This window comes from Methylobacterium carpenticola (assembly GCF_042748905.1).
Lineage (GTDB): Bacteria > Pseudomonadota > Alphaproteobacteria > Rhizobiales > Beijerinckiaceae > Methylobacterium > Methylobacterium carpenticola.
Map to the genome: position 1 here is coordinate 1,993,241 of NZ_JBHZEO010000001.1, position 20,537 is coordinate 2,013,777.

Below are 20,537 nucleotides of genomic sequence, written 5' to 3' on the forward strand. Positions count from 1 at the left end.
GGCGGGCGGTCAGGCCCGCGCGTCGGCGGCGAGGGCGCGCCGCAGGGAGGCCGGGCGCATGTCGGTCCAGACCTCGTCGACATGGGCGAGGCACGCGTCCTTGGGGCCGGAGAAGCCGGTCGCGGTCCAGCCCTCCGGCACCGGGCGGAAGGCCGGCCAGATCGCGTATTGCTCCTCGCCGTTGATGACGACGAGGAAGGTCGTCTCGCTGTCGTCGATCGCCATCGTCTGCTGCTCCCTGCGGGATCGGGTCTCGGAGGGCAGGACGGATCGGGCGGGCGGAAATTTAGGGGTGCGCCGCAAAAAAATTCGGCGCTGCCCCTGAATCGGCGGGCCGCGCCAGCGTCCTGACGGGCAGAAGGCTCCTCCGCTCCCGGGCGGGGAGGGCTCGCGCCAGGGATGACGAGGCCGATGGTGATGAGAGATCCGTTCCGCAGCGGGGAGGCGCCCGGCTGTCCCGTCGAGGTGTTTCGCGACGGCGACCGGCTGAGCGTCGTGTCCGATGGCCGCGTCGGCCTGCGCCTGCGCCTCGGCGAGCAGAAGGGCCGGCCGCGCCTCGTCATCGAGGAGGCGGGCGAGGCCGCCCCGGCCGGTTTCCCGTTCGGGATCGCCGCGGCGCTGGAGGCGCTGACCGCGACGCAGGACGGAGCCGAGCGCATCGACCTCGACCCGGTGAGCTTCGCGAGCCTGGCGCCGCCCCTCTGCGAGCGCGGCTTGGCGCTGCGCGATGCGGACGGGGGGCTGTTCGTCCATTCCGGCATGCTCTGGCAGCGCCCGGAGCCGTGGCTGTCGCACCTCGCCCGCCGGGACTATCCGGCCCTGCCGGTGATGACCGAGGGGCGCCGCCACCCGCGCCGGCCCCCGAAGCCGACCGGCACGCTGTATTCCCGCTTCCTCCCCTGGCTCGGGCTGTCGATCGCCTTCCGGGCGGCGAGCCTCGCCGATCTCGACCAGCTGCACCGCTGGATGAACGATCCCCGCGTCGACGCGGTCTGGGGCGAGGCGGGCCCGCGCGAGAAGCACGCGGCCTATCTGGCGGGCCTGATCGCCGACCCGCACATGATCCCGCTCATCGGCAGCTTCGGAGGCGAGCCCTTCGGCTATTTCGAGATCTACTGGGCCAAGGAGAACCGCCTCGCGCCCTTCTACGACGCCCACGACTACGACCGCGGCTGGCACGTGCTGATCGGGGAGGAGCGGTTCCGCGGCCGGCCCTACGTCTCGGCCTGGCTGCCCTCCCTGATGCACGCGCTGTTCCTCGACGATCCCCGCACCGACCGGATCGTCGGCGAGCCCCGGGCCGACCACGCCCAGCAGTTGCGCAACCTCGAACGCTCCGGCTTCGCCCGGATCAAGACCTTCGATTTCCCGCACAAGCGCGCGGCCCTGGTGACGCTCTCGCGCGAGCGCTTCTTCGGCGAGCGGCTGTGGGCGCCGAACCCAGCCCAGGTCCGGCCTGCGGCCGAGGAACCGGCCCGGCCTGCGGCCGAGGAATCCGGAGCGGCGGCATGACGGACGTGTTCGACAGGGTCGTGCGGCCCTCCCGCCGGCACGAGAGCCCCCCGGCGGATGACGGGCTGCCGGCGGCGCGGGCGCCCCGGCCGGGGCTGGTCCACGACGTCATCGGCATCGGCTTCGGGCCCTCCAACCTCGCCCTCGCCATCGCCCTCGAAGCGGCCGGGCGCGAGGAGGGGCGCCCGCTGCGCGTGCGCTTCCTCGAACGCCAGCCCGAATTCCTCTGGCACGGCGGCATGCTCCTGCCCGACAGCGGCATGCAGATCTCCTTCCTCAAGGATCTCGTGACGCTGCGCGATCCGACCAGCCCCTACAGCTTCATCAACTACCTGCACGTCCACGGCCGCCTGAGCGACTACATCAACCGCAAGTCGTTCTACCCGAGCCGGATCGAGTTCAACGACTATCTGCGCTGGGTGGCGGGCCACTTCGCGGCGCAGTGCGACTACGGGGAGACCGTGGTCGCGGTGGAGCCCGAGGGCGGCGGCGAGGCCGTCCGTCATCTCGTGGTGCGCTCGGTGAACGCGGCCGGCGAGGCGCAGACCCGGCTCACGCGCGCCGTGGTGCTCGCCACCGGCGGCGAGCCGCGCATCCCCGATGCCTTCGCGGCCCTGCGCGACAGCCCGCGGGTGTTCCACTCGGCCTCCTACCTCGCCCGCATCGGCGCGGTGCCGTGGCCGGAGCGGAGCCCGACGCGCGTCGCGGTGATCGGCGCCGGCCAGACGGCGGCCGAACTCTTCCTCGACCTGCAGAGCCGGCTCCCGGACGTCTCGGTCGACATGATCTTCCGCGGCCACGCCCTGAAGCCCGCCGACGACAGCCCCTTCGTGAACGAGATCTTCAATCCCGCCTTCACCGACTTCGTCTACGGGCGGCCGGAGACCGGGCGCAGCGCGATCCTGGAGGAGTTCCGCGGCACCAACTACTCGGTGATCGACGGCGCGCTGCTCACGCGGATCTACGACATCCTCTACCAGCAGAAGGTGTCGGGCCAGCGCCGCCACGCCCTCCATCCGCGCACGACGGTGCGGGCCGTCGAGGAATCCGGGGATCAGGTCCGACTCGACCTCACGGACGCCACCGACGGCAGCACCCGCTCGGCGCGCTACGACGCGGTGATCCTCGCCACGGGCTACCGCCGCGACCGGCTTCACACCCTGATGCCGGACCTGACGCCCCATCTGGCGGAGCGCGGCATCGGCCGGGACTACCGCCTCGCCACCCGTCCGGGCTTCGAGCCCGCGATCTACTCGCAGGGCTTCAGCGAGGAGAGCCACGGCCTCAGCGACACCCTCCTGTCCATCCTGGTTGTCAGAGGGCACGAAATCGCGCAATCGATCCTCCGCCGGGCGGGCGAGCCGCGTGCCTCCCTCTGAGGCTTCGCGTCCGGGAGGGTCGATGATGCGACATGCGCAACCCGAGGCGATCCGCCCGGAGGAGAGCGACGGGGCGAGCTACGCGCTCGACGGCGTCTCCTTCACGGTGGCGGGCCGCACCCTGCTCGCGCCGCTGAGCCTGACCCTGCCGGCGGGGCGCGTGATCGCCCTGATCGGCCATAACGGCTCGGGCAAGTCCACGCTGATCAAGCTCCTGGCCCGCCAGCAGCGCGCCAGCACGGGCGAGATCCGCTTCCGCGGCCGCGCCATCGAGGCCTGGGGCGACCGCGCCTTCGCGCGCGAGGTCGCCTACCTGCCCCAGGCCACCCCGGCGGCGCCCGGCATGCTGGTGCGCGAACTCGTCGCCATGGGGCGCTATCCCTGGCACGGGGCGCTCGGCCGCGTCGGGCCCGAGGGCCACCGGCTCATCGCCGAGGCGATGGCGCTGACCGATGTGCTGCCCTTCGCCGACCGGCTCGTCGACACCCTGTCGGGAGGCGAGCGCCAGCGGGTCTGGCTCGCGATGCTGGTGGCGCAGGATGCGCGCTGCCTCCTGCTCGACGAGCCGATCTCCGCCCTCGACGTCGCCCACCAGATCGAGGTGCTCGCCCTCGTGCGCCGCCTCGCCGACGAGCGCGGCCTCACCGTGGTCGTGGTCCTGCACGACGTGAACGTGGCGGCCCGGTTCTGCGACGAGATCCTGGCGCTCCACCGCGGCCAGCTCATCCGGCGCGGGCCACCCGAGGCGATTCTCACCGAGACGAGCCTGGAGACCATCTACGGGATCCGCATGGGCGTCTTCCGGCATCCCGACACGGGGCAGCCGGTCAGCTTCGTGCGCTGACCGGGGCTGCTCCGTCGTAGACACCGTCAAGTCGTGGACACCGTCAACAGGAGAGTGCGTCCCGGTGGCGGGTCGAGCGTGGCTGCGGTAGCCTCCGCTTCACCAAGCACCCTGCAAGGCTTGGTCTCCGATCCGAGCCCGACCGAGGAGGAAGGATGCCGATCCGTCCCGAGCATCGCTTCTTCTACCCCATCGACTGGCCCCAGCTCTCCGAGGCGATCCGCTTCCGCCGGGCGCGCGGGCGGTGCGAGGCCTGCGCGCGCCCGCATCTTCAGCGGGTCTGCCACCTCGGCGACGGGCGCTGGTGGGATGCCGAGATCGGCGCGTGGCGGGACGGAACGGGGCGGCGGCTGCGCGGCCGTCCGAAGATCGGGGACCTGATCGACCGCGTCCGCACCACCCGGGTGGTGCTCGCGACGACCCACCGGGACCACGATTCGTCGAACAACGCGGACGACAACCTCGCGGCCTTCTGCCAGCGCTGCCACATGCTGCATGTCCGCGAGGAGCATCGGCGCCGGCGGTCGCGGACGCTGTTCCGGTGCCGGGCGGTGGGCGACCTGTTCCAGGGGAGATATCCCGAGGCCGTTTGGCATTGAGGCTTTCGGTCTGCGGGGCCCGCAGGCATCACCGCGATGGTGGCGCTCCCTGCGACCGTCACGGCCCCCGGCGGGCCATCGCGAGCCTGCGGAGAGAGGCGGCTGCGGTGGCCGTTCGGCCCTGGCGAGAGCCTGAGCGCGGAGGGCGGCGACCCGGTCGCGCAGGGGCCCGGTCCGCTCGTCTCCGCGCGATGGAGGCCCCTCGATCCCGGACGCCGCGCATGACGACAACCCACTCCGGAATGCCGTGATGATCAGGGGCGCGTCGCCGTCCTGCAGATCCCGGCGGCATCCCGCTTCCGCTGGCCGGGTCTGGTGGCCGTTCGCGGCGAGCGCGAACGGCCGCGGCGTCGTGGAACGAGCCGCTCGGAAGCCGCGCCGCCCGACGGATGGAAAGCTTCTCAAGCTCTTCGATTTTGCTCGACCACGCGAGGCGGTGCCGCTCGGCATATCGATCGGTCGCTCGGGCACGGTGACCCCCTCTCCCGAGTGGGAGAGGGGGGAGCAGCCCACGGTCACCCTGTCCGGCCAGGGACGACGGATGGTCGGGACCTCACCCTTCGACCGTCCAGGTCGTCGTCCCGTCCTTGTTGTCCTTGAGCGTCACGCCCATCGCCGCGAGCGCGTCGCGCAGGCGATCGGATTCCGCCCAGTTCCTGGCCGTGCGGGCGGCCTTGCGCTCGGCGATCAGCGCCTCGACGGCGGCAACGTCGACCCCGGAGGCCGCCACCGCTGCCTGCGCGCGCTCCGACCGGGTGGAGCCGAGGAGTCCCATCAGCCGGGCGCCCGCCTTCAGGGCGGCCGGATCGTCGAGCCGGTGCAGTTCGCCGAGCGCCGCCGGCGTGTTGAGATCGTCGAGCAGCGCGTCGCGCACCCCTTCCGGCACCGCATCGGCCGGGCCGGCGTCGCCCACGGTCTCGTACCAGCGCTCCACCGTGCGGCCAGATTCCTCCAGGGCGCGCAGGGTCCAGTCGATCGGCTGGCGGTAATGCGTGCGCAGCATCGCGAGCCGCACCACCTCGCCCGGCCAGTCCGCCAGCACCTCGCGCAGGGTCACGAAGTTGCCGAGGGACTTCGACATCTTCTCGCCCTCGACCTGCAGAAAGCCGTTGTGGAGCCAGACATGGGCCATCACCGGCGTGCCGAAGCAGCAGCGCGACTGCGCCACCTCGTTCTCGTGGTGCGGGAAGACGAGGTCGATGCCGCCCGCATGGATGTCGAAGGTCTCGCCGAGATGCTTCCACGACATCGCCGAGCACTCGATGTGCCAGCCCGGCCGGCCCGGGGCGGCGATCCCGCACGGGGAGGGCCAAGCCGGCTCGCCCGGCTTCGCGGGCTTCCAGAGCACGAAGTCGAGGGGCGAGCGCTTGTAGGGCGCCACGTCGACCCGCGCGCCCGCCTCCATCTCGTCGAGCGGGCGCTTCGAGAGTGTGCCGTAATCGGGCATCGAGGGCACGTCGAAGAGGACGTGCTCCTCGGCGACGTAGGCGTGGCCGGAGGCGACCAGCCGCTCGATCATCGCCGCCATCTCGGCGATGTGGTCGGTGGCGCGCGGCTCGATGAAGACCGGCCGCTGCCCCGGCCGGTTCACGTCCGCCGGCATCAGCACGCCGAGCCGGCGCAGGTCCGCGTGGAAGGCGGCCAGCGTTTCGTCGGTGAGGGCACGGATCGTGATCCCCCGCTCGGCCGCCCGGGCGTTGATCTTGTCGTCCACGTCCGTGACGTTGCGGACGTAGGTGACGGCGGCCTCGCCGTAGAGATGACGCAGCAGGCGGAACAGCAGGTCGAAGACGATGATCGGCCGGCCGTTGCCGATATGGGCCGCGTCGTAGACCGTCGGCCCGCAGGCATAGATCCGCACGTTGCCCGCATCGATCGGCGCGAACGGCTCCTTGGCCCGGGTGAGCGTGTTGTAGAGGCGCAACAACGGGGCCATGAAACACCTTCTCGCTCTGGCGGCGGGGCGGCGCTGCCACGCTGTCCCGCCACGCTTCTAACGCGTTGAGCCGCCGCGGATCCCCGCATCCGATCGCACCCGGAGGACGCCCCTGGCCGGGGCGACCGTTTCGGCCCGGTGTTGCAACCGCGAGACGCCGCGGACGGCGGATCCGGGTTAGCCCAATTCGGCGCGGTTTTCGAGGATTCGGAGCGGGCGGTCGCCCTCGCGGGGGCAAGTCCTTCCGCTCGAAGCCGTTTCGGGGCCGCGCGCCGCCTCCGTTGAGGTTTTGTTTACCGACGCCACCCAGTGTCGGTCCCAAAAGCGTTTTGATCCAGAAGGCAGTCCCATGCGACGCTCCCTCGCCGCTCTCGCCCTCGCCGGTCTCGGCATCATCGGCCCCCTCGCGTCGGCGGCTCCCGCTCTGGCGGCGGAACCGACCGCGGCCGGCGTGGAGAAGACCTTCCTGATCCCCTCGAGCGACGGCTACGGCGTGGCCGAGTGCCTGAGCAGCGGCACCGGCGAGTGCGGCAAGGTCGTCGCCGACGCGTGGTGCGAGTCCCAGGGCTATGCCAAGTCGGCCTCGTTCGGCGTCGCCGCGCAGGACGAGTACACGGGCGCCATCGACGCTCCGCCCGCGCCCGCCTCCCGTCCCGCCGACCGGCCGATCCGCATCACCTGCAGCGACTGATCGCAGCGTCCGGCCTTCAGCCCTTGAGGAAATCGCCGCATTTCGGCGGCGGTTCGGTCCCCCAGGGCATCAGCGGCACGGTCGAGGTGGAGTTCTTCGGCGAGCCCTCGATCACCTTGTCGGAATACACCATGTAGATGAGGGTGTTGCGCTTGGCGTCGCAGCCCCGCACGATCTGCATGCTCTTGAAGATCAGCGAGCGCCGCTCGCTGAAGACCACCTCGCCCTGGGACAGCTTGCGCTTGAACTGCACCGGCCCGATCTGCCGGCAGGACAGCGAGATGTCGGAAACCTGCTCGGCCAGACCGAGGGTGCCCTTGATGCCGCCCTTCTCCGGCAACGTGTAGTGGCAGGCCACGCCGGCCACGTCCGGATCATCGATTCCGTACACGACGAGCTTGTCGTTCGGCGTCAGCGGACGCCACACGGTCGACTTGTCGAAGATCCGGTCGGGCTCCTCGGCCAGGGCCGCCGTGCCGAAACCTGCGCACAGCCCCACCACCAGCCCCGCCCACCTGAGACGCCGACGCCACACCATTCCGCGATCCCCGTCAAAACATCGTTAACGTATGTAGGGAGGCTGTCGCGGAACAGCGAGGGCAGGTAGAACGGCCAAGTCCCGCGGCGTCGATGCGGGGCTCCGCCGGCCCGCCGCCCCCGCGGCCGCCTCGTACCAGACCATCGCCGGAACGCCATGACGCTGTCCCGCCTGCTCGCCCGGTGCTTCGCCGGTCTCGCCGCTGCGGTCGCCCTCGTTCAGGGCGCCGCGGCGGAGCCGAACCCGGCTGCGTGCCAGCGCTACCGGGCCGAACTCGCCAACCTGCAGCGGGAGTCGAACCGGGGGCAGGTCGAGGAGATCCAGCGCCTCGTCGCCTACCGCAATTCCATCGGCTGCGAGGGCGGGAAGTTCCTGTTCTTCGACATGCGCCCGCCGCAATGCGCGCAGGTGGAGCAGCGCATCCGCGCCCTGAACAGCGGCTACGGAGCGGGAAACACCCAGGTGGCGGATGCCCGGCGCGAGCAGCTCGTCGCGGCCGTGAAGGATTCCTGCTCCGGCCTGCCGACCACGCCCGCGAAGACGCTCGACGGCTACGCCCGCGGCGGCGGCCAGGTGATCTGCGTGCGGATGTGCGACGGCGCCTATTTCCCGATGCCGAACCTGCCGGACGGCCGCGAGGGCGCCGACGAGATGTGCAAGGCGCTCTGCCCCGGCACGGAGGCGGCCGCCTACTCGATGCCCGCCACCGACAACGGCCTGCACCAGGCCGCCGCGGTCCAGACCAAGCGCGCCTACACGGCCCTGCCGAACGCCTTCAAGTTCCAGAAAGCCTTCGTGCCGAACTGCTCCTGCAAGGGCGGCCAGACCTGGGCCGAGGCGCTGGTGAAGGCCGAGAGCATGCTGGTGCGCCACAAGGGCGACATCTTCGTCACCCCGGCCCAGGCCGAGGCGCTGTCGCGGCCGAAGGTGCGCCTCACCCTGGTCGGCCGGGCCGACCGCTCGGCCGCGACGGTCGCGGCCTCGGCCGCCGCCCGCAACGGCCTGGAGGAGCCGCCCGGCACCGAGGTTCCGGTGACGGCCGCGCATCCGGCCGGACCCGACGAGCGGCCGGCGGTGCGGATCATCGCCCCGACCATCATCCCGGTGCCGCAGCAGGCCCGGATCGATGGCCCACAGGCGGCCACACCGGCCGCGGCCGCGGCTCAGCCGGTCGCGACGCCCTGAAGGTCGTGACCCGCCATCCCGGCACGCCTTCCCGAAAGACCGGGGAGTGATACGGTTTCCGGAAGATCACTTTCGGAAACCGTATCACGAGCCCGCGCGGCGCCTGAGCGAGGCCGGTTTCCGCATCGCGAAGCGATTATCCGGAAACCGTATGAAGTGGAAGGAGATCCGGGAAGGAGAGGAAGCGGATCGCGATCTGTTCCGCGCGATGCGCGGAGCCGCCCCATCATCAAGGCGATGGTCTGATCAAGGCGATGGTCCTGGCCCCTCTCCGGCGAGGCTCGTCATCGGGTTGAGCTGCGGGTCGATCGCCGGGAAGCTGCGGGTGCGCTTGCCCATCCACAGATCCGCCACGGCCCCGATGTCGATCACCACGGCGCCGGAACGCTTGAGCTTGGCGCCGTAGATCTTGCCGAGGATGCCCGCCGCGACGAGCCAGATCTGGCCATGGCGGTCGCCCCGATCGAGTTCCGCGCAGATCGCCTCGTAGCGATCCGGCCAGTGCCGGCCCTGCGCGGCGGCCGGCCCGAGGGTGTCGGCGTGGATCTGCTCGCCCGGCACCTTGATGAACGCCATCTCGGCGATGCCGTAATGGCGCTGCAACGCCGGAGCGAGTTCGCCGTGGCAGCTGATCAGCCCCGCCGCGCGCCGGCCCTGCAGGATGCGCCCGAGCGCGCCGCTCACGAGCAGGTGCTGGTGGATGTGGACGTCGCAGACGAGGGTGCGGCGCGCGGCATCCGGATCCCGGTCGGCGAATTGGTGGAGCTTGCGCAGGGTGTTGACCATCCAGGTGACCACCATGGGGGTCGTCATCCGGTAGGCGTGATCGATCAGCGCGTCGTTGACGGCACCGATGCAATCGGCATCCGCGATGGCCGCGTTGAAGGTCGCGATCGTCGTGCGGTAGCGCGGATCGTCGAGCAGCGCCGGATCCCGATACCAGACATTGACCATCTCGCGCCGGTTCTGCCGGTAGATCGCGGCGAAGTCCTCCTCGTCCTGCGGATCGAGCACGATGTGCGACGCCTCGCCGTCGCCGAGCCGCACGACGAAGAAGGGGCGGCCCGCATCCGCATGGGCGATGATCGCCCGCTCCACATCCTCCGTCCCGGCTTGGCGGAAGCGGGAGCGGACCGCGTGCAGCAGCCGCACAGCCTCCGGCTTGCCGTAGGCGTCGATCATGCGCACGAACTGACGGGTGACGGCGGCCTCCGCCTCCAGGCCCGGATCGGTTTCCACCGCCTCCGCGATCAGGGCGAGGGCGTCGGCGGCCCGTCCGCAATGGGCGTATTGGACGGCGGCGAACAGCTTCAGATTGTTGCGGATGCTCTCGTGCTGCCGGGTGAGGTCGATGCACTCCGCCGCCGCCGCGTGCCGGCCCGCATAGGCGCAGAGGGACAGGAGTTCGTACAGGGCCGGCACGCGCAGTTGCGGATCGTCGAGGCAGGCGCGCAACGCCTCCTCGGCCGCCCGCTCGTGGCCCGCCTGGCGCAGGAAGACGCCGATCCGGTGCAGGAGCAGGACCTCGCCGGATCGCCGCGCGCGCTGCCGCAGCTCGGCCAGCCTCGCCGTGCGGGCGGCGTCGTCCGCCGCGGCCCAGGCGGTCGCCAGCGAAGCGACGGCAGCCTCGGAGAGGAAGAACGACGGATGCGTGCGCGCAGTGAACACGCAGCCCGGGTTGAGCCGGACCACGATCCTGTCGATGTCGATGGTCTCGCCGCCGGTCTCGGCCGTCAGCACGAAGCCGGTGATGCTCCTGTCCTGCCCGTGCGCGGCCACGACATCCAGCCGCTCGCTGGTCCGAAGCGACAGGGCCAGACGACGTCCGTCGTGGAGGATCTCGGGCGAGAGATGGTTCGCCCAGCCGGCAATCGTCAGCCGTCCGGGCACAAGATCGATCGCGTCGATATGGCCGAGACAACGGGCGCGACCGTCAGGTTGTCCCGCCAGCGCCCGCAGCCCGCGGCGGAAAAGCCTGAACATTCGTGATCCGGATCCAGGAATACAGGGATGCGGCAGGGTAGGAACGCGGCGGGAGCCTGTCAATTTCGCCGCGCGGCGCGGTCCGCCGGACCGGGGCCGGCCGGGCGGGCGGGAGCCGCGAGTTCCGGCTCCGGCGCTGCGGTCGCCCCGCCGGGGCGCCGCAGGAAGTCCGGCACCGCCTCGCCGAACACCGCCTCCGCCGCCGCCCTGTCGTTCTCCGCCACGGCCGCGTGCAGGCGGGCGAGCCAGCGGTCGAGCTGCGCCCGGTCGGCGAAGATGGGCTTGGCCGCCATCACCCCGTCGATCCCGTCGAGATTCACCATCGGCTCGTCGCGGGCGAACAGGATCTCGTTGAGGCGCTCCCCCGGCCGCGCGCCGGTGACGGCGACCTCGATATCGGTGCCCGGCTCGAAGCCGGCGAGCCGGATCATCCGCTCGGCCAAGTCGCGGATGCGCACCGGCTGGCCCATCTTGAGCACGTAGACGGCGGCGCGCTGCTCGTCCCCCGCCGGGGCGCGGCCCTCGCGGTCGGCGTGCGAGGCGGCGGTGAGCACGAGGTCGCAGGCCTCGCGCACCGTCATGAAGTAGCGCACCATGTCCGGATGCGTGACGGTGACGGGGCCGCCCCGGGCGATCTGCGCCTTGAACACCGGCACCACCGAGCCCACCGAGCCGAGCACGTTGCCGAAGCGCACGGCCACGAGCCGGGCCGCGCCGCCCGCGGCATCGAGGGCCTGGGCATACATCTCGGCGAAGCGCTTGGTGACGCCGAGCTGCGAGACCGGCTCGATCGCCTTGTCGGTGGAGATCATCACCAGCGCCCGCGCCCCGGCCGCGAGGGCGGCGTCGGCCACGTTCACCGAGCCGAACACGTTGGTCTTGATGCCCTCGGTCCAGTCCCGTTCGAGATAGGGCACCTGCTTGAGGGCCGCCGCGTGGAAGACCGCGTCCGGCCGGAACTCGCGCAGGACCGCGAAGAGCCGCTCGCGGTCGCGGATGTCGGCGATGACGCCGCGCACCTCCGCGTCGCTCTCGGCCAGCGCCGGGCGGGTCAGGACGCCGTGCAGGGCCGGCTCCGAATTCTCCACCACGAGGAGGGCGGAGGCCCCGAAGGCCACGGCCCGGGCGCAGATCTCCGAGCCGATCGAGCCGCCGCCGCCCGTGACCACGATGCGCTGGCCGGTCAGGAAGCGCTCCAGGCGCGGCCGGTCGATGGGCACGGTGGGGCGCAGCAGCAGATCCTCGATCTCGAGGGGCGCCAGTTCCGCGTCGCGCAGGCCCTCGCCGAGGGCGGTGACGCGGGCGAGCGGCAGGCCGAGGCGCCGGGCCTGCGCCAGCAGGGTGTCCGGATCGGCCTCGGGCGCCAGCGCGCTCGGCGTCGCGACGAGGCGGCGCACCGGCACGCCGCGGGCGGCGAGGTCGCCCACCACGCGCTCCAGGTCGCGCAGGCCGCCGAGCACCGGCACGCCGCGCAGCGTCTGGCCCTGCTCCTCGGCCCGGGGCGAGAGGATGCCCTCCGCCGAGAGCTTGCGCATGGTCCCGGCCTCGATGGCGCGCAGCACCACCTCGATGTCGTGGCCCCGCCCGAGCAGCAGCGCCGGGGTCGTGGCCGCCCGGGCGTGGTTCTGGCGCGAGCGGCTGTATTTCAGATAGCGGAAGGCGAGGCGCGGGCCACCGAGCAGGAAGAGTTGCAGGACGAAGTAGAGGCCGATGGCGATCTTGCCGAAGTAGTAGACCCCGAACAGGACCGGCGAGACCACCACGTAGTCGAGCAGCAGGAGCGTCAGCGTCAGCACCGCCACCGCCCGCACGATGCTGGCGAGGTCGGGCAGGGAGGCGAAGCGCCACTTGGACCGGTAGAGCCCGAACCAGCGATAGACGAAGCCGGCGAAGACCACGAAGGGCGGCAGCAGCACCGGCAGATGCGCGACGCGCTCGGCCAGCATCGCGCCGTCGAAGCGGATCAGGAAGGTGAGGATGACGGCGAGCGCCGTCGCCACGAGGTCGTGGGCGACGATCACCGCGCTCTTGAGGGTGGGTCTGCGCATGGGGAAGCCGGCGCGGGTATCGGCCGGGCTTTCCCGGGTGTCAACGCGCCGGTCCGGCAGAGGTGGCCGTCACGCCCCCTCCCGCTCCGGCTTGCCCGCCAGCGCGACGTAGAAGCCGAGGCCGTCCTGGGCCGGCAGGGTCTGGAGCCGGTCGACCCAGCCGCGGCGCTTGGCCTCCAGCAGCAGCCGGCCGATGGGCTGGAACAGCGTCTCGCCGCCGCCCGGAACCGGCGCGTCGAAGCGCACCGCCACCGTCTTGCCCTTCGCGAAGCGGCTGCGCTCCAGCATGTCGGTGAGCGAGGCCTCGGCCTTGGGGCGCGGGGTGCCGCGCAGGTCGAGAACGGATTCGGCATCCGTCACCCCGAGCGTGCCGCGCAGCTTGTTGGCGTAGAATTCGTCGAAATGAGGCAAGGGCGGACCCGCGATCAGGTGTGGAGACCGGCATGGAGGGATGCGACCGGCACGCGGCCGGCGAGATCCGGCAGGTCGATGACGTCGTCGAGGCCGAGCGCGCGGAGCGTCCAGTTCGGGCCGTTGCCGCGCGGCCAGACCTCCACGCGCGGCTCGTCCCGATCGACGATCAGGAAGGACCGCAGGGTCTGGAGCGACGGGTCGAGGGCGGCCTTGCGCCCGCGGTCGTCGTGCAGGGCGGAGGGCGACAGCACCTCCGCCGCCAGGAGCGGGTCGCCGGCGGAACCATCGGCGAGGAGCGGTCCGCAGCGCACCACGGGATCGGGAATCGGCGCATCATCGTCCACGAACTCGTTGCGCGAACCGAGACCGGGCAGCGCCCGGCAGCCGAGCCGGCCGGCGAGAGAACCGATCCGCCGGATGAGGGTGCTGACGATCTGCCGGTGGCGCTCGCCCTGCGGCGCCATCGGGACGGGCTCGCCGTCGAGCAGCTTCCAGCGCTCCTCGTCGGGGCGCGCCCGGGTCATGGCGAGGAAATCGGCGAACCGCAGGCGCGGCTCGCGGCGCAGGGCGAGGGACATCGCAGCTCCGGTCCGTCGCGCGATCGTAGCACCGGAGGACCAAGCGGGACAGCCTGCGACGCCCCTGCGGCGCTGCGGCAAGATTGGGCGCGGCGCTCACCCGGAGCGCCGCGCCCCGCTTCTCGTCCGGTTTCCGAACGGATCGTCCGGCAACCGTATCAGTTGTGCACCAGCACGTTCCGGAACTGCCAGGGATCGCTCTCGTCGATGTCCTCCGGGAACAGGCCGGGGCGGCCGGAGAGCGGCGTCCAGTCCGTGTAGACCCCGACCACCGGGCCGAGATACGGGGTCTGGACCTCCAGGCAGCGGCGGAAGTCGATCTCGTCGGCCTCGACGATGCCGGCCTCCGGGTTCTCCAGCGCCCAGACCATGCCGGCGAGCACGGCCGAGGTCACCTGCAGACCGGTGGCGTTCTGGTAGGGAGCGATCTCCCGCGTCTCCTCGATGGAGAGCTGCGAGCCGTACCAGTAGGCGTTCTTCGCGTGCCCGTAGAGGAGCACGCCGAGTTCGTCGATGCCGTCGACGATCTCGTTCTCGTCGAGGATGTGCTGCTTCTCCTGCACCTGGCCGGCCTTGCCCCACATCTCGTGCAGCGACAGCACGGCGTCGTTGGCCGGGTGGTAGGCGTAGTGGCAGGTCGGGCGGTAGACCGCCTCGCCGTTCTCGCGGACCGTGTAATAGTCCGAGATCGAGATCGCCTCGTTGTGGGTCACGAGGAAGCCGAACTGCGCCTGCGCGGTCGGCACCCAGGTGCGCACGCGGGTGTCGGCGCCGGGCTGGAGCAGGTAGATCGCGCAGCGCGAGCCCTTCTCCTGCTGGCGGGCATTCTCCGGCATCCAGGTCTCGTGCGTGCCCCAGCCGAGCTCGGCCGGCTGGTTGCCCTCGGACACGAAGCCCTCGACCGACCACGTGTTGACGAACACGCCCATCGGCTTGGGGTACTTGGCGCGCTGGGTGTCGCGCTCGGCGATGTGGATGCCCTTGACGCCGAGTTCGCGCATCAGCGCGGCCCAGTCCTCGCGGGTTTTCGGCTCCGGCGTGGTCGAGCCGGTGTCCTTCGCGATGTTGAGGAGCGCCTGCTTGACGAACCACGACACCATGCCGGGATTGGCGCCGCAGCAGGACACCGCGGTCGGGCCGCCCGGCGCGGCCCGGCGCGCCGCGAGGATGTTCTCGCGCAGGGCGTAGTTGGTGCGGTCGGCCTGGCCCAGGGACTTGTCGAAGTAGAAGCCGGCCCAGGGCTCGGCCACCGTGTCGATGTAGAGCGCGCCGAGTTCGCGGCAGAGTTCCAGGATGTCGCGCGAGGAGGTGTCGACCGACAGGTTCACGCAGAAGCCCTGGCCGCCGCCCTCGGTGAGGAGGGGGGTGAGCACCGCGCGGTAGTTCTCGGCGGTCAGCGCCACCTGCTCGAAGCGCAGGCCGTGCTTCTCCGCGAGAGCCTTGTGGGCGTCCGAGGGCTCGACCACCGTGAAGCGCTTCTTGTCATAGGTGAAGTGGCGCTCGATCAGGGGCAGGGTGCCCCGTCCGATCGACCCGAAGCCGATCATCACGATGGGGCCGCTGATGTGGCCGTGGACGGGCCAGTCGGTCATGGAACATGCCTCCGTTCGAGAGAAATTGCGCGTCGTTAGCCGAACACGGTGACGGGTTGGCGACGGCTGATTGGTGGGGCCGGTCCGCGGCGTCAACCGGCGGATGGCGGTGAACGAAACCTTGCCGCGGCCATGCTGCACCCGCATGGCTCCGCTGCGGCCGGAGCTCTTTGTGTGCGGTGCATTACACACCATATTGCGTTGCAACAAGACCAATGGAAACGCCCGCGCGCACAACTCTCGTAGGAGTTCACCATGCTCGCGGTACTCAGCCACACCCTGTCCGCCTCCACCCCCTCCGTGTCCGAATCCGAGCCCGGCTTCTTCGCGCTCGTGAGCCGCATCGTGCAGGCCGTGCATGCCGAGCGGATGCGCCGTCGCGATGAGCAGATCGGCGTCTTCATCGAAGCCCGCGGCGGTCGCATCACGGACGACCTGGAGCGGAAGATCGGTTCCTTCTTCTGCTGATCCGGTCCGCACCACCCGCCGGTGCGCCGGATGAACAAAGGCCCGCCCTCCCCACCGGGAGGGCGGGCCTTTGCTTTGGTCTCGCTGCTACGCCGCCAGGGCGAGCGGACGGGCGGCCTCGGCGGCCGCGAGATCCGGCACCGGTGCGGGCCGGCCGGTCGCCTGGACGAGGCCGTCGGCGCCCGCCAGCGCCCCCGGGACCAGTTCCAGCCCCTGGAAGCGGTCGCGGGCATAGGGGCCCGGCAGACACAGGGTGCCGACCGCCTCCGTCGTGAAGCCGAAACGGGCGTAGTAGGGCGCATCGCCCACCAGGATGACCGAGCGGTGGCCGAGGGCCGCCGCGCGCGCCAGCGCCGCGCGCATCAGCCTGCCGCCGACGCCGTGCCCCTGGAGGTCCGGCTCGACCGCGAGCGGCCCGAGCATCAGGGAGGGGCGGTCCGGGCCGGCGGCGACGTTCCACAGCCGCACGGTGCCGACGACGCGCCCGTCCAGCTCGGCCACGAGGGCGAGCCCCTCGGCCGGCAGGCGGCCCTCGCGCAGGCGCTCGCAGGTCTTGGTGAAGCGCGCCTCGCCGAAGCAGGTGTCGAGAAGCCGCTCGCGGGCGGCGAGGTCGGCGATGGTCTCTTCGCGAATCTGGATCACGGCCGTGCCCTCCCGAAGCCAAAGGGGAAGAAACAGCCCTCGCACCCGCGGGCGCTGGCGCGCCGCAGGCCGTCCGGGACCGATGGGGTGGTGCGGGACGCCCCGGCCCTCAGCCGAGCGAGGCTGGTGGCCGGCGCGAGGATCGCGGCGCCCTCGGCGGCACCGCGCGGGCGCCTCCCGGCGCCGTGATCGTCAGATCACGTAGGACTGGAGGGGCGGGAAGCCGTTGAACGCCACCGCCGCGTAGGTGGTGGTGTAGGCCCCGGCCCCCTCGATCAGCACCTTGTCGCCGATGGAGAGCGACACGGGCAGCGGGTAGGGGGACTTCTCGTAGAGCACGTCCGCCGAGTCGCAGGTCGGGCCGGCGAGCACGCAGGGGACCTTGCGGTCCTCGTCGTGGTCGGTGCGGATGGCGTAGCGGATCGACTCGTCCATCGTCTCGGCGAGGCCGCCGAACTTGCCGATGTCGAGATAGACCCAGCGCACCTCGTCGGCGGCGTCGGACTTCTTCGAGACGAGGACGACCTCGGCCTCGATGACGCCCGCGTTGCCGACCATGCCGCGGCCCGGCTCGATGATCGTCTCCGGCATCCGGTTGCCGAAGTGCTTGGTGAGCGCCCGGAAGATCGCGTTGCCGTAGGATTCCACGCCCGGCACCTCCTTGAGGTACTTGGTCGGGAAGCCGCCGCCGAGGTTGACCATCGACAGGCTGATGCCGCGCTCCGCGCATTCGCGGAAGATCATCGCCGCCGAGGCCAGCGCCCCGTCCCAGGCCTCGGTGTTGCCCTGCTGCGAGCCGACGTGGAAGGACACGCCGTAGGCGCGCAGGCCCTGCCGGTGCGCGTGCTCCAGCACGTCCACCGCCATCTCGGGCACGCAGCCGAACTTGCGCGAGAGCGGCCACTCGGCGCCGGCGCCGTCGCAGAGGATGCGGCAGAACACCTGCACGTCCTCGGCCGCGACGCCGGCCGCCTCGGCCGCGCGGGCGATCTTCTCGACCTCGGCCTGGCAATCCACCGCGAACAGGCGTACGCCGAGTTCGAGGGCGCGGGTGATGCAGCGCTCCTTCTTGATGGTGTTGCCGAAGGAGATGCGATCGGCGGTGGCGCCCGCCGCGAGGGCGAGCTGGATCTCGACCACCGAGGCGGTGTCGAAGCAGGAGCCGAGGGAGGCGAGCAGGCCCAGCACCTCCGGCGCCGGGTTCGCCTTCACCGCGTAGAACACGCGGGTGTCGGGAAGCGCGCGGGCGAAGGCATCGTAATTGTCGCGGACCACGTCGAGGTCGAGGACCATGACCGGACCCTCGTCCCGGCCCAGGTCACGGCGCGCGCGCAGGAAATCGCGGATGCGATCGGTCATGATCATCCCCACCAAAGGCTCAAGGGGGCCCCGCGCGGGAACCCGATGTCGAAAGATCAGACGGCGCGAGGGCCGTCCGGCGTCAGGGGGCGATGCGACGCGCCGCGGGCGAGCTGTGGAGACACGCCGCGCGGCACGGGCGCAGAGCACCCGGAAGCTGCCTTGGATTGGAACGGGATGACCCGAACCGCACATGGGGCAAGGAGAAACAAGCCTCTTCGGTGTCGACCTTTGGAGGGCCGACGAGACCAAAAAAGCCCGTTCGTCGTTGCTTTAAGCTGCGTCCCCCGTGGAGAGCGGGGTTCGCCGGTTTCGCCTCCGGCTGCCGGTTGTTGTCGGGGTCCGGTGTCGCCACCTGGATGCCGGCCGGAGGGATCCACCCTTTCCGACCATCGATCCTTTAAGACCCCTGGCGGCTGTCCGGCCTCTTGTCCGGATGCCCACCAACCGGCACGCGGCCACAGGCACGTGCGAAATTGGGCAAGGCGGTAGATACGGACGACGCCCCCGGATCGCAACCCCGAAATTGCGGATTCCAGCGGAATTCGGGCCGGGTGGCGGATCGGCCACGCCGTCGCGCGGCGCCCGCACGCGAGCCCCCTTCTCAAGCCGCCGGGAAGCGTTCATTCACCGGGTCCCGACGGAAAGGAAACTTGAGCACGATGCCGATCGACCCTTCGCGCCGCGCGCTGCTGGCGGGCCTGCTCGCGGGCACCGCCTTTCCCGCGTCGTCCGCGCGGGCCCAGGTCGGGCCGACCCAGCCGGGCCCGAGCGCCCTGCCGGCGGCGCCGCCCGCCGGCCCCACGCCGTTCCGGTTCGACGACGTGGTCCGCCGCGCCCGCGACCTCGCCGCGGCGCCGTTCGATGCCGGCCTGCCGGCGCTGCCGCCGGCCCTGGCCGATCTCGATTACGACGGCTGGCGCGACATCCGCTTCCGGCCCGACAAGGCGCTGCTCGGCGACCAGGGCGGGCCGTTCCGCCTCCAGCTCTTCCATCTCGGCTTCCTGTTCAAGCGGCCGGTGACCGTGAACGTGGTGCGCGAGGGCGTGCCGACGCCGGTCCCCTACCAGACCAGCCTGTTCGATTTCGGCCGCACCAAGCTCGGCGGGCCGCTGCCGCTCAATCTCGGCTTCGCGGGCTTCCGCCTGCACTATCCCCTCAACAAGCCCTCCGTCCTCGACGAGCTGATCGCCTTCCTGGGCGCCAGCTACTTCCGCTTCCTCGGGCGCGACCAGCTCTACGGGCTCTCGGCGCGGGGGCTCGCCGTGAACGTCGAGGCCGCGGGCGGTCCCGAGGAATTCCCCTTCTTCCGCGAGTTCTGGATCGAGCTGCCGCCCAAGCACGCCGACCGGGCGGTGATCTACGGCCTTCTCGACAGCGCCGCCTGCACGGGGGCCTTCCAGTTCCTGGTCTATCCTGGGGACGAGACGGTGGTGGACGTCCGGGTCTCGCTGCATCCGCGGCGGGAGGTGGCGGGGATCGGGATCGCGCCACTCACCTCGATGTTCTTCATCGGCGAGAACGACCGGCACCGCTCGGACGATTACCGGCCCGAGCTGCACGATTCGGACGGGCTGCTGATGCAGTCGGGCGGAGGGGAGTGGATCTGGCGGCCCTTGCGCAACCCGAAGGAGCGCTGGATCTCCTCCTTCCAGGACCGCGACCCGAAGGGCTTCGGCCTGATGCAGCGCGACCGGGTGTTCGAGAACTACCAGGATCTCGAAGCCTTCTACCACCGCCGCCCGAGCTACTGGGTGGAGCCGCAGGGCGGCTGGGGCGAGGGGGCGGTGCACCTCGTGGAGCTGCCCACCGGCAACGAGACCCACGACAACGTGGTCGCCTACTGGCAGCCGCGCACGCCCTACGCGCCGGGCCAGCCGGTCGAACTCTCCTATACCCTGCGGGCGCTCGGCGAGAGCGAGGGCCTGCATCCGGGTGCCCGGGTGGTGAACACCTACGTGGCGCGCAGCGCGGCGAGCGGCGGCTCGGGCGAGGCCCCGGACCCGCTGGCCCGGCGCTTCCTCATCGACTTCTCGGGCGGCGACCTCGCCTACTGGCTGTCCGACCCGAAGGCGGTGGAGATCGTGCCCTCGGCCACGCAGGGCCGCATCGTCGCGACCTCGCTGGTGCCGAACCTGCACGTGAAGGGCTTCCGCGCCGCCCTCGACGTGGTGCTCGACCAGCCGGGCCAGTCGACGGATCTGCGGGCCTTCCTGCGCGCCGGCGGGCGCACGCTCTCCGAGACCTGGACCTTCCCGTGGACGGCCGCGTGAGCGCGGCCCTCTCCGATCCGGCCGCGCGGGTGGCGATCCGCCCCGCGACGCGCGCCGATCTCGACGCCCTCGTCGCCCTGGAGGCGGCGGCCTTCGCCGGCGACCGGGCGGAGCGCCGGGCGATCCGCCACGCCATCGATTCGCCGACCATGTCGGTGCTGGTGGCCCTCGACGGGGCCGTGCTGGTCGGGGCCGCGACGATCGAGCGGCGGCGCACCAGCCGGGTCGCGCGGCTGAGCTCGATCGCGGTGGCGCCGAGCCGGGGAGGGACCGGGCTCGGCCGCATCCTGCTCGACGCCGTCGAGGCCGAGGCGCGCCGCCACGGCTGCGCGCGCCTGCGCCTGGAAGTGCGCGAGGACAACGGCCCCGGCATCCGCCTCTACGAGCGGGCGGGCTATCGGCGCTTCGCCACCGTTCCCCGCTATTATGAGGACGGCACCACGGCGTGGCGCTACGAGAAGGCGCTCGGCGGCGAGGCCGGGTGATCCGGTTTCCG

The 20,537-nt window shown here is 71.5% G+C and carries 19 protein-coding genes; 9 read left to right on the forward strand and 10 right to left on the reverse strand.

The window, feature by feature from the left end:
- Nucleotides 1–9: 9 nt before the first annotated feature.
- Complete coding sequence (locus ACE101_RS09475; protein ID WP_379128379.1) at nt 10–225, reverse strand: MbtH family protein; 216 nt, start codon at nt 223–225, stop codon at nt 10–12.
- Between the two features lie 192 nt (nt 226–417).
- Here ACE101_RS09475 and ACE101_RS09480 point away from each other — a divergent pair, with 192 nt between their 5' ends.
- From ACE101_RS09480 to ACE101_RS09495, 4 genes are all read left to right on the forward strand, one after another.
- Nucleotides 418–1,512 carry a GNAT family N-acetyltransferase gene (locus ACE101_RS09480; protein WP_379128381.1) on the forward strand — a complete coding sequence of 365 codons (1,095 nt, stop codon included), beginning with the start codon at nt 418–420 and terminating at the stop codon, nt 1,510–1,512.
- Complete coding sequence (locus ACE101_RS09485; protein ID WP_379128384.1) at nt 1,509–2,891, forward strand: lysine N(6)-hydroxylase/L-ornithine N(5)-oxygenase family protein; 1,383 nt, start codon at nt 1,509–1,511, stop codon at nt 2,889–2,891. The genes ACE101_RS09480 and ACE101_RS09485 overlap by 4 nt, the downstream gene beginning before the upstream one ends.
- Nucleotides 2,892–2,916: 25 nt before the next feature.
- A complete protein-coding gene (locus ACE101_RS09490; RefSeq protein ID WP_379128387.1) occupies nt 2,917–3,735 on the forward strand; it encodes an ATP-binding cassette domain-containing protein in 819 nt (272 codons plus the stop codon).
- A 155-nt stretch (nt 3,736–3,890) separates the two neighbouring features.
- Complete coding sequence (locus tag ACE101_RS09495; RefSeq protein WP_379128389.1) at nt 3,891–4,334, forward strand: hypothetical protein; 444 nt, start codon at nt 3,891–3,893, stop codon at nt 4,332–4,334.
- A gap of 553 nt (nt 4,335–4,887) precedes the next feature.
- Here the strand turns inward: ACE101_RS09495 and cysS are convergent.
- Entirely contained in the window at nt 4,888–6,270 is a 1,383-nt protein-coding gene (cysS, locus tag ACE101_RS09500) for a cysteine--tRNA ligase (RefSeq protein WP_379128391.1), read from the reverse strand.
- Nucleotides 6,271–6,619: 349 nt separating this feature from the next.
- On the opposite strand from cysS, the gene ACE101_RS09505 reads away from it, so the two are divergent.
- Nucleotides 6,620–6,961, forward strand: a complete 342-nt coding sequence (locus ACE101_RS09505; protein WP_379128394.1) for a hypothetical protein — start codon at nt 6,620–6,622, stop codon at nt 6,959–6,961.
- 16 nt (nt 6,962–6,977) lie between these two features.
- Here the strand turns inward: ACE101_RS09505 and ACE101_RS09510 are convergent, their stop codons facing one another.
- Entirely contained in the window at nt 6,978–7,499 is a 522-nt protein-coding gene (locus ACE101_RS09510) for a CreA family protein (protein ID WP_379128397.1), read from the reverse strand.
- Nucleotides 7,500–7,655: 156 nt separating this feature from the next.
- Here ACE101_RS09510 and ACE101_RS09515 point away from each other — a divergent pair, with 156 nt between their 5' ends.
- On the forward strand, nt 7,656–8,684 hold the full coding sequence (locus ACE101_RS09515; protein WP_379128400.1) for a DUF2865 domain-containing protein: 1,029 nt from the start codon (nt 7,656–7,658) through the stop codon (nt 8,682–8,684).
- 246 nt (nt 8,685–8,930) lie between these two features.
- On the opposite strand, the gene ACE101_RS09520 is transcribed toward ACE101_RS09515, so the two are convergent.
- The 5 genes from ACE101_RS09520 to ACE101_RS09540 form a co-directional block, all read right to left on the reverse strand.
- The gene (locus tag ACE101_RS09520) at nt 8,931–10,667 is read right to left on the reverse strand and encodes a hypothetical protein (protein ID WP_379128402.1); all 1,737 of its coding nucleotides are present in this window, start codon (nt 10,665–10,667) and stop codon (nt 8,931–8,933) included.
- A gap of 59 nt (nt 10,668–10,726) precedes the next feature.
- Nucleotides 10,727–12,715: an SDR family NAD(P)-dependent oxidoreductase gene (locus ACE101_RS09525; RefSeq protein WP_379128405.1), complete on the reverse strand. Its 1,989-nt coding sequence runs from the start codon at nt 12,713–12,715 to the stop codon at nt 10,727–10,729.
- A gap of 69 nt (nt 12,716–12,784) precedes the next feature.
- Entirely contained in the window at nt 12,785–13,126 is a 342-nt protein-coding gene (locus ACE101_RS09530; protein WP_379128408.1) for a hypothetical protein, read from the reverse strand.
- Nucleotides 13,127–13,140: 14 nt separating this feature from the next.
- Nucleotides 13,141–13,707, reverse strand: a complete 567-nt coding sequence (locus ACE101_RS09535; protein WP_379128410.1) for a Uma2 family endonuclease — start codon at nt 13,705–13,707, stop codon at nt 13,141–13,143.
- 158 nt (nt 13,708–13,865) lie between these two features.
- Nucleotides 13,866–15,299, reverse strand: coding sequence for a homospermidine synthase (locus ACE101_RS09540; RefSeq protein WP_379128413.1), 1,434 nt, complete (start codon nt 15,297–15,299; stop codon nt 13,866–13,868).
- Nucleotides 15,300–15,554: 255 nt separating this feature from the next.
- Between ACE101_RS09540 and ACE101_RS09545 the strand changes: the two genes are divergently transcribed.
- Complete coding sequence (locus ACE101_RS09545) at nt 15,555–15,767, forward strand: hypothetical protein (RefSeq protein ID WP_379128415.1); 213 nt, start codon at nt 15,555–15,557, stop codon at nt 15,765–15,767.
- Between the two features lie 87 nt (nt 15,768–15,854).
- Here ACE101_RS09545 and ACE101_RS09550 read toward each other — a convergent pair whose 3' ends face one another.
- Nucleotides 15,855–16,409, reverse strand: coding sequence for a GNAT family N-acetyltransferase (locus ACE101_RS09550; protein ID WP_379128419.1), 555 nt, complete (start codon nt 16,407–16,409; stop codon nt 15,855–15,857).
- Nucleotides 16,410–16,601: 192 nt separating this feature from the next.
- The gene (locus tag ACE101_RS09555; RefSeq protein WP_379128422.1) at nt 16,602–17,768 is read right to left on the reverse strand and encodes a type III PLP-dependent enzyme; all 1,167 of its coding nucleotides are present in this window, start codon (nt 17,766–17,768) and stop codon (nt 16,602–16,604) included.
- Nucleotides 17,769–18,430: 662 nt separating this feature from the next.
- Between ACE101_RS09555 and ACE101_RS09560 the strand changes: the two genes are divergently transcribed.
- Nucleotides 18,431–20,041, forward strand: coding sequence for a glucan biosynthesis protein G (locus tag ACE101_RS09560; protein ID WP_379128424.1), 1,611 nt, complete (start codon nt 18,431–18,433; stop codon nt 20,039–20,041).
- On the forward strand, nt 20,026–20,526 hold the full coding sequence (locus ACE101_RS09565) for a GNAT family N-acetyltransferase (RefSeq protein ID WP_379128427.1): 501 nt from the start codon (nt 20,026–20,028) through the stop codon (nt 20,524–20,526). The genes ACE101_RS09560 and ACE101_RS09565 overlap by 16 nt, the downstream gene beginning before the upstream one ends.
- Nucleotides 20,527–20,537 lie beyond the last annotated feature (11 nt).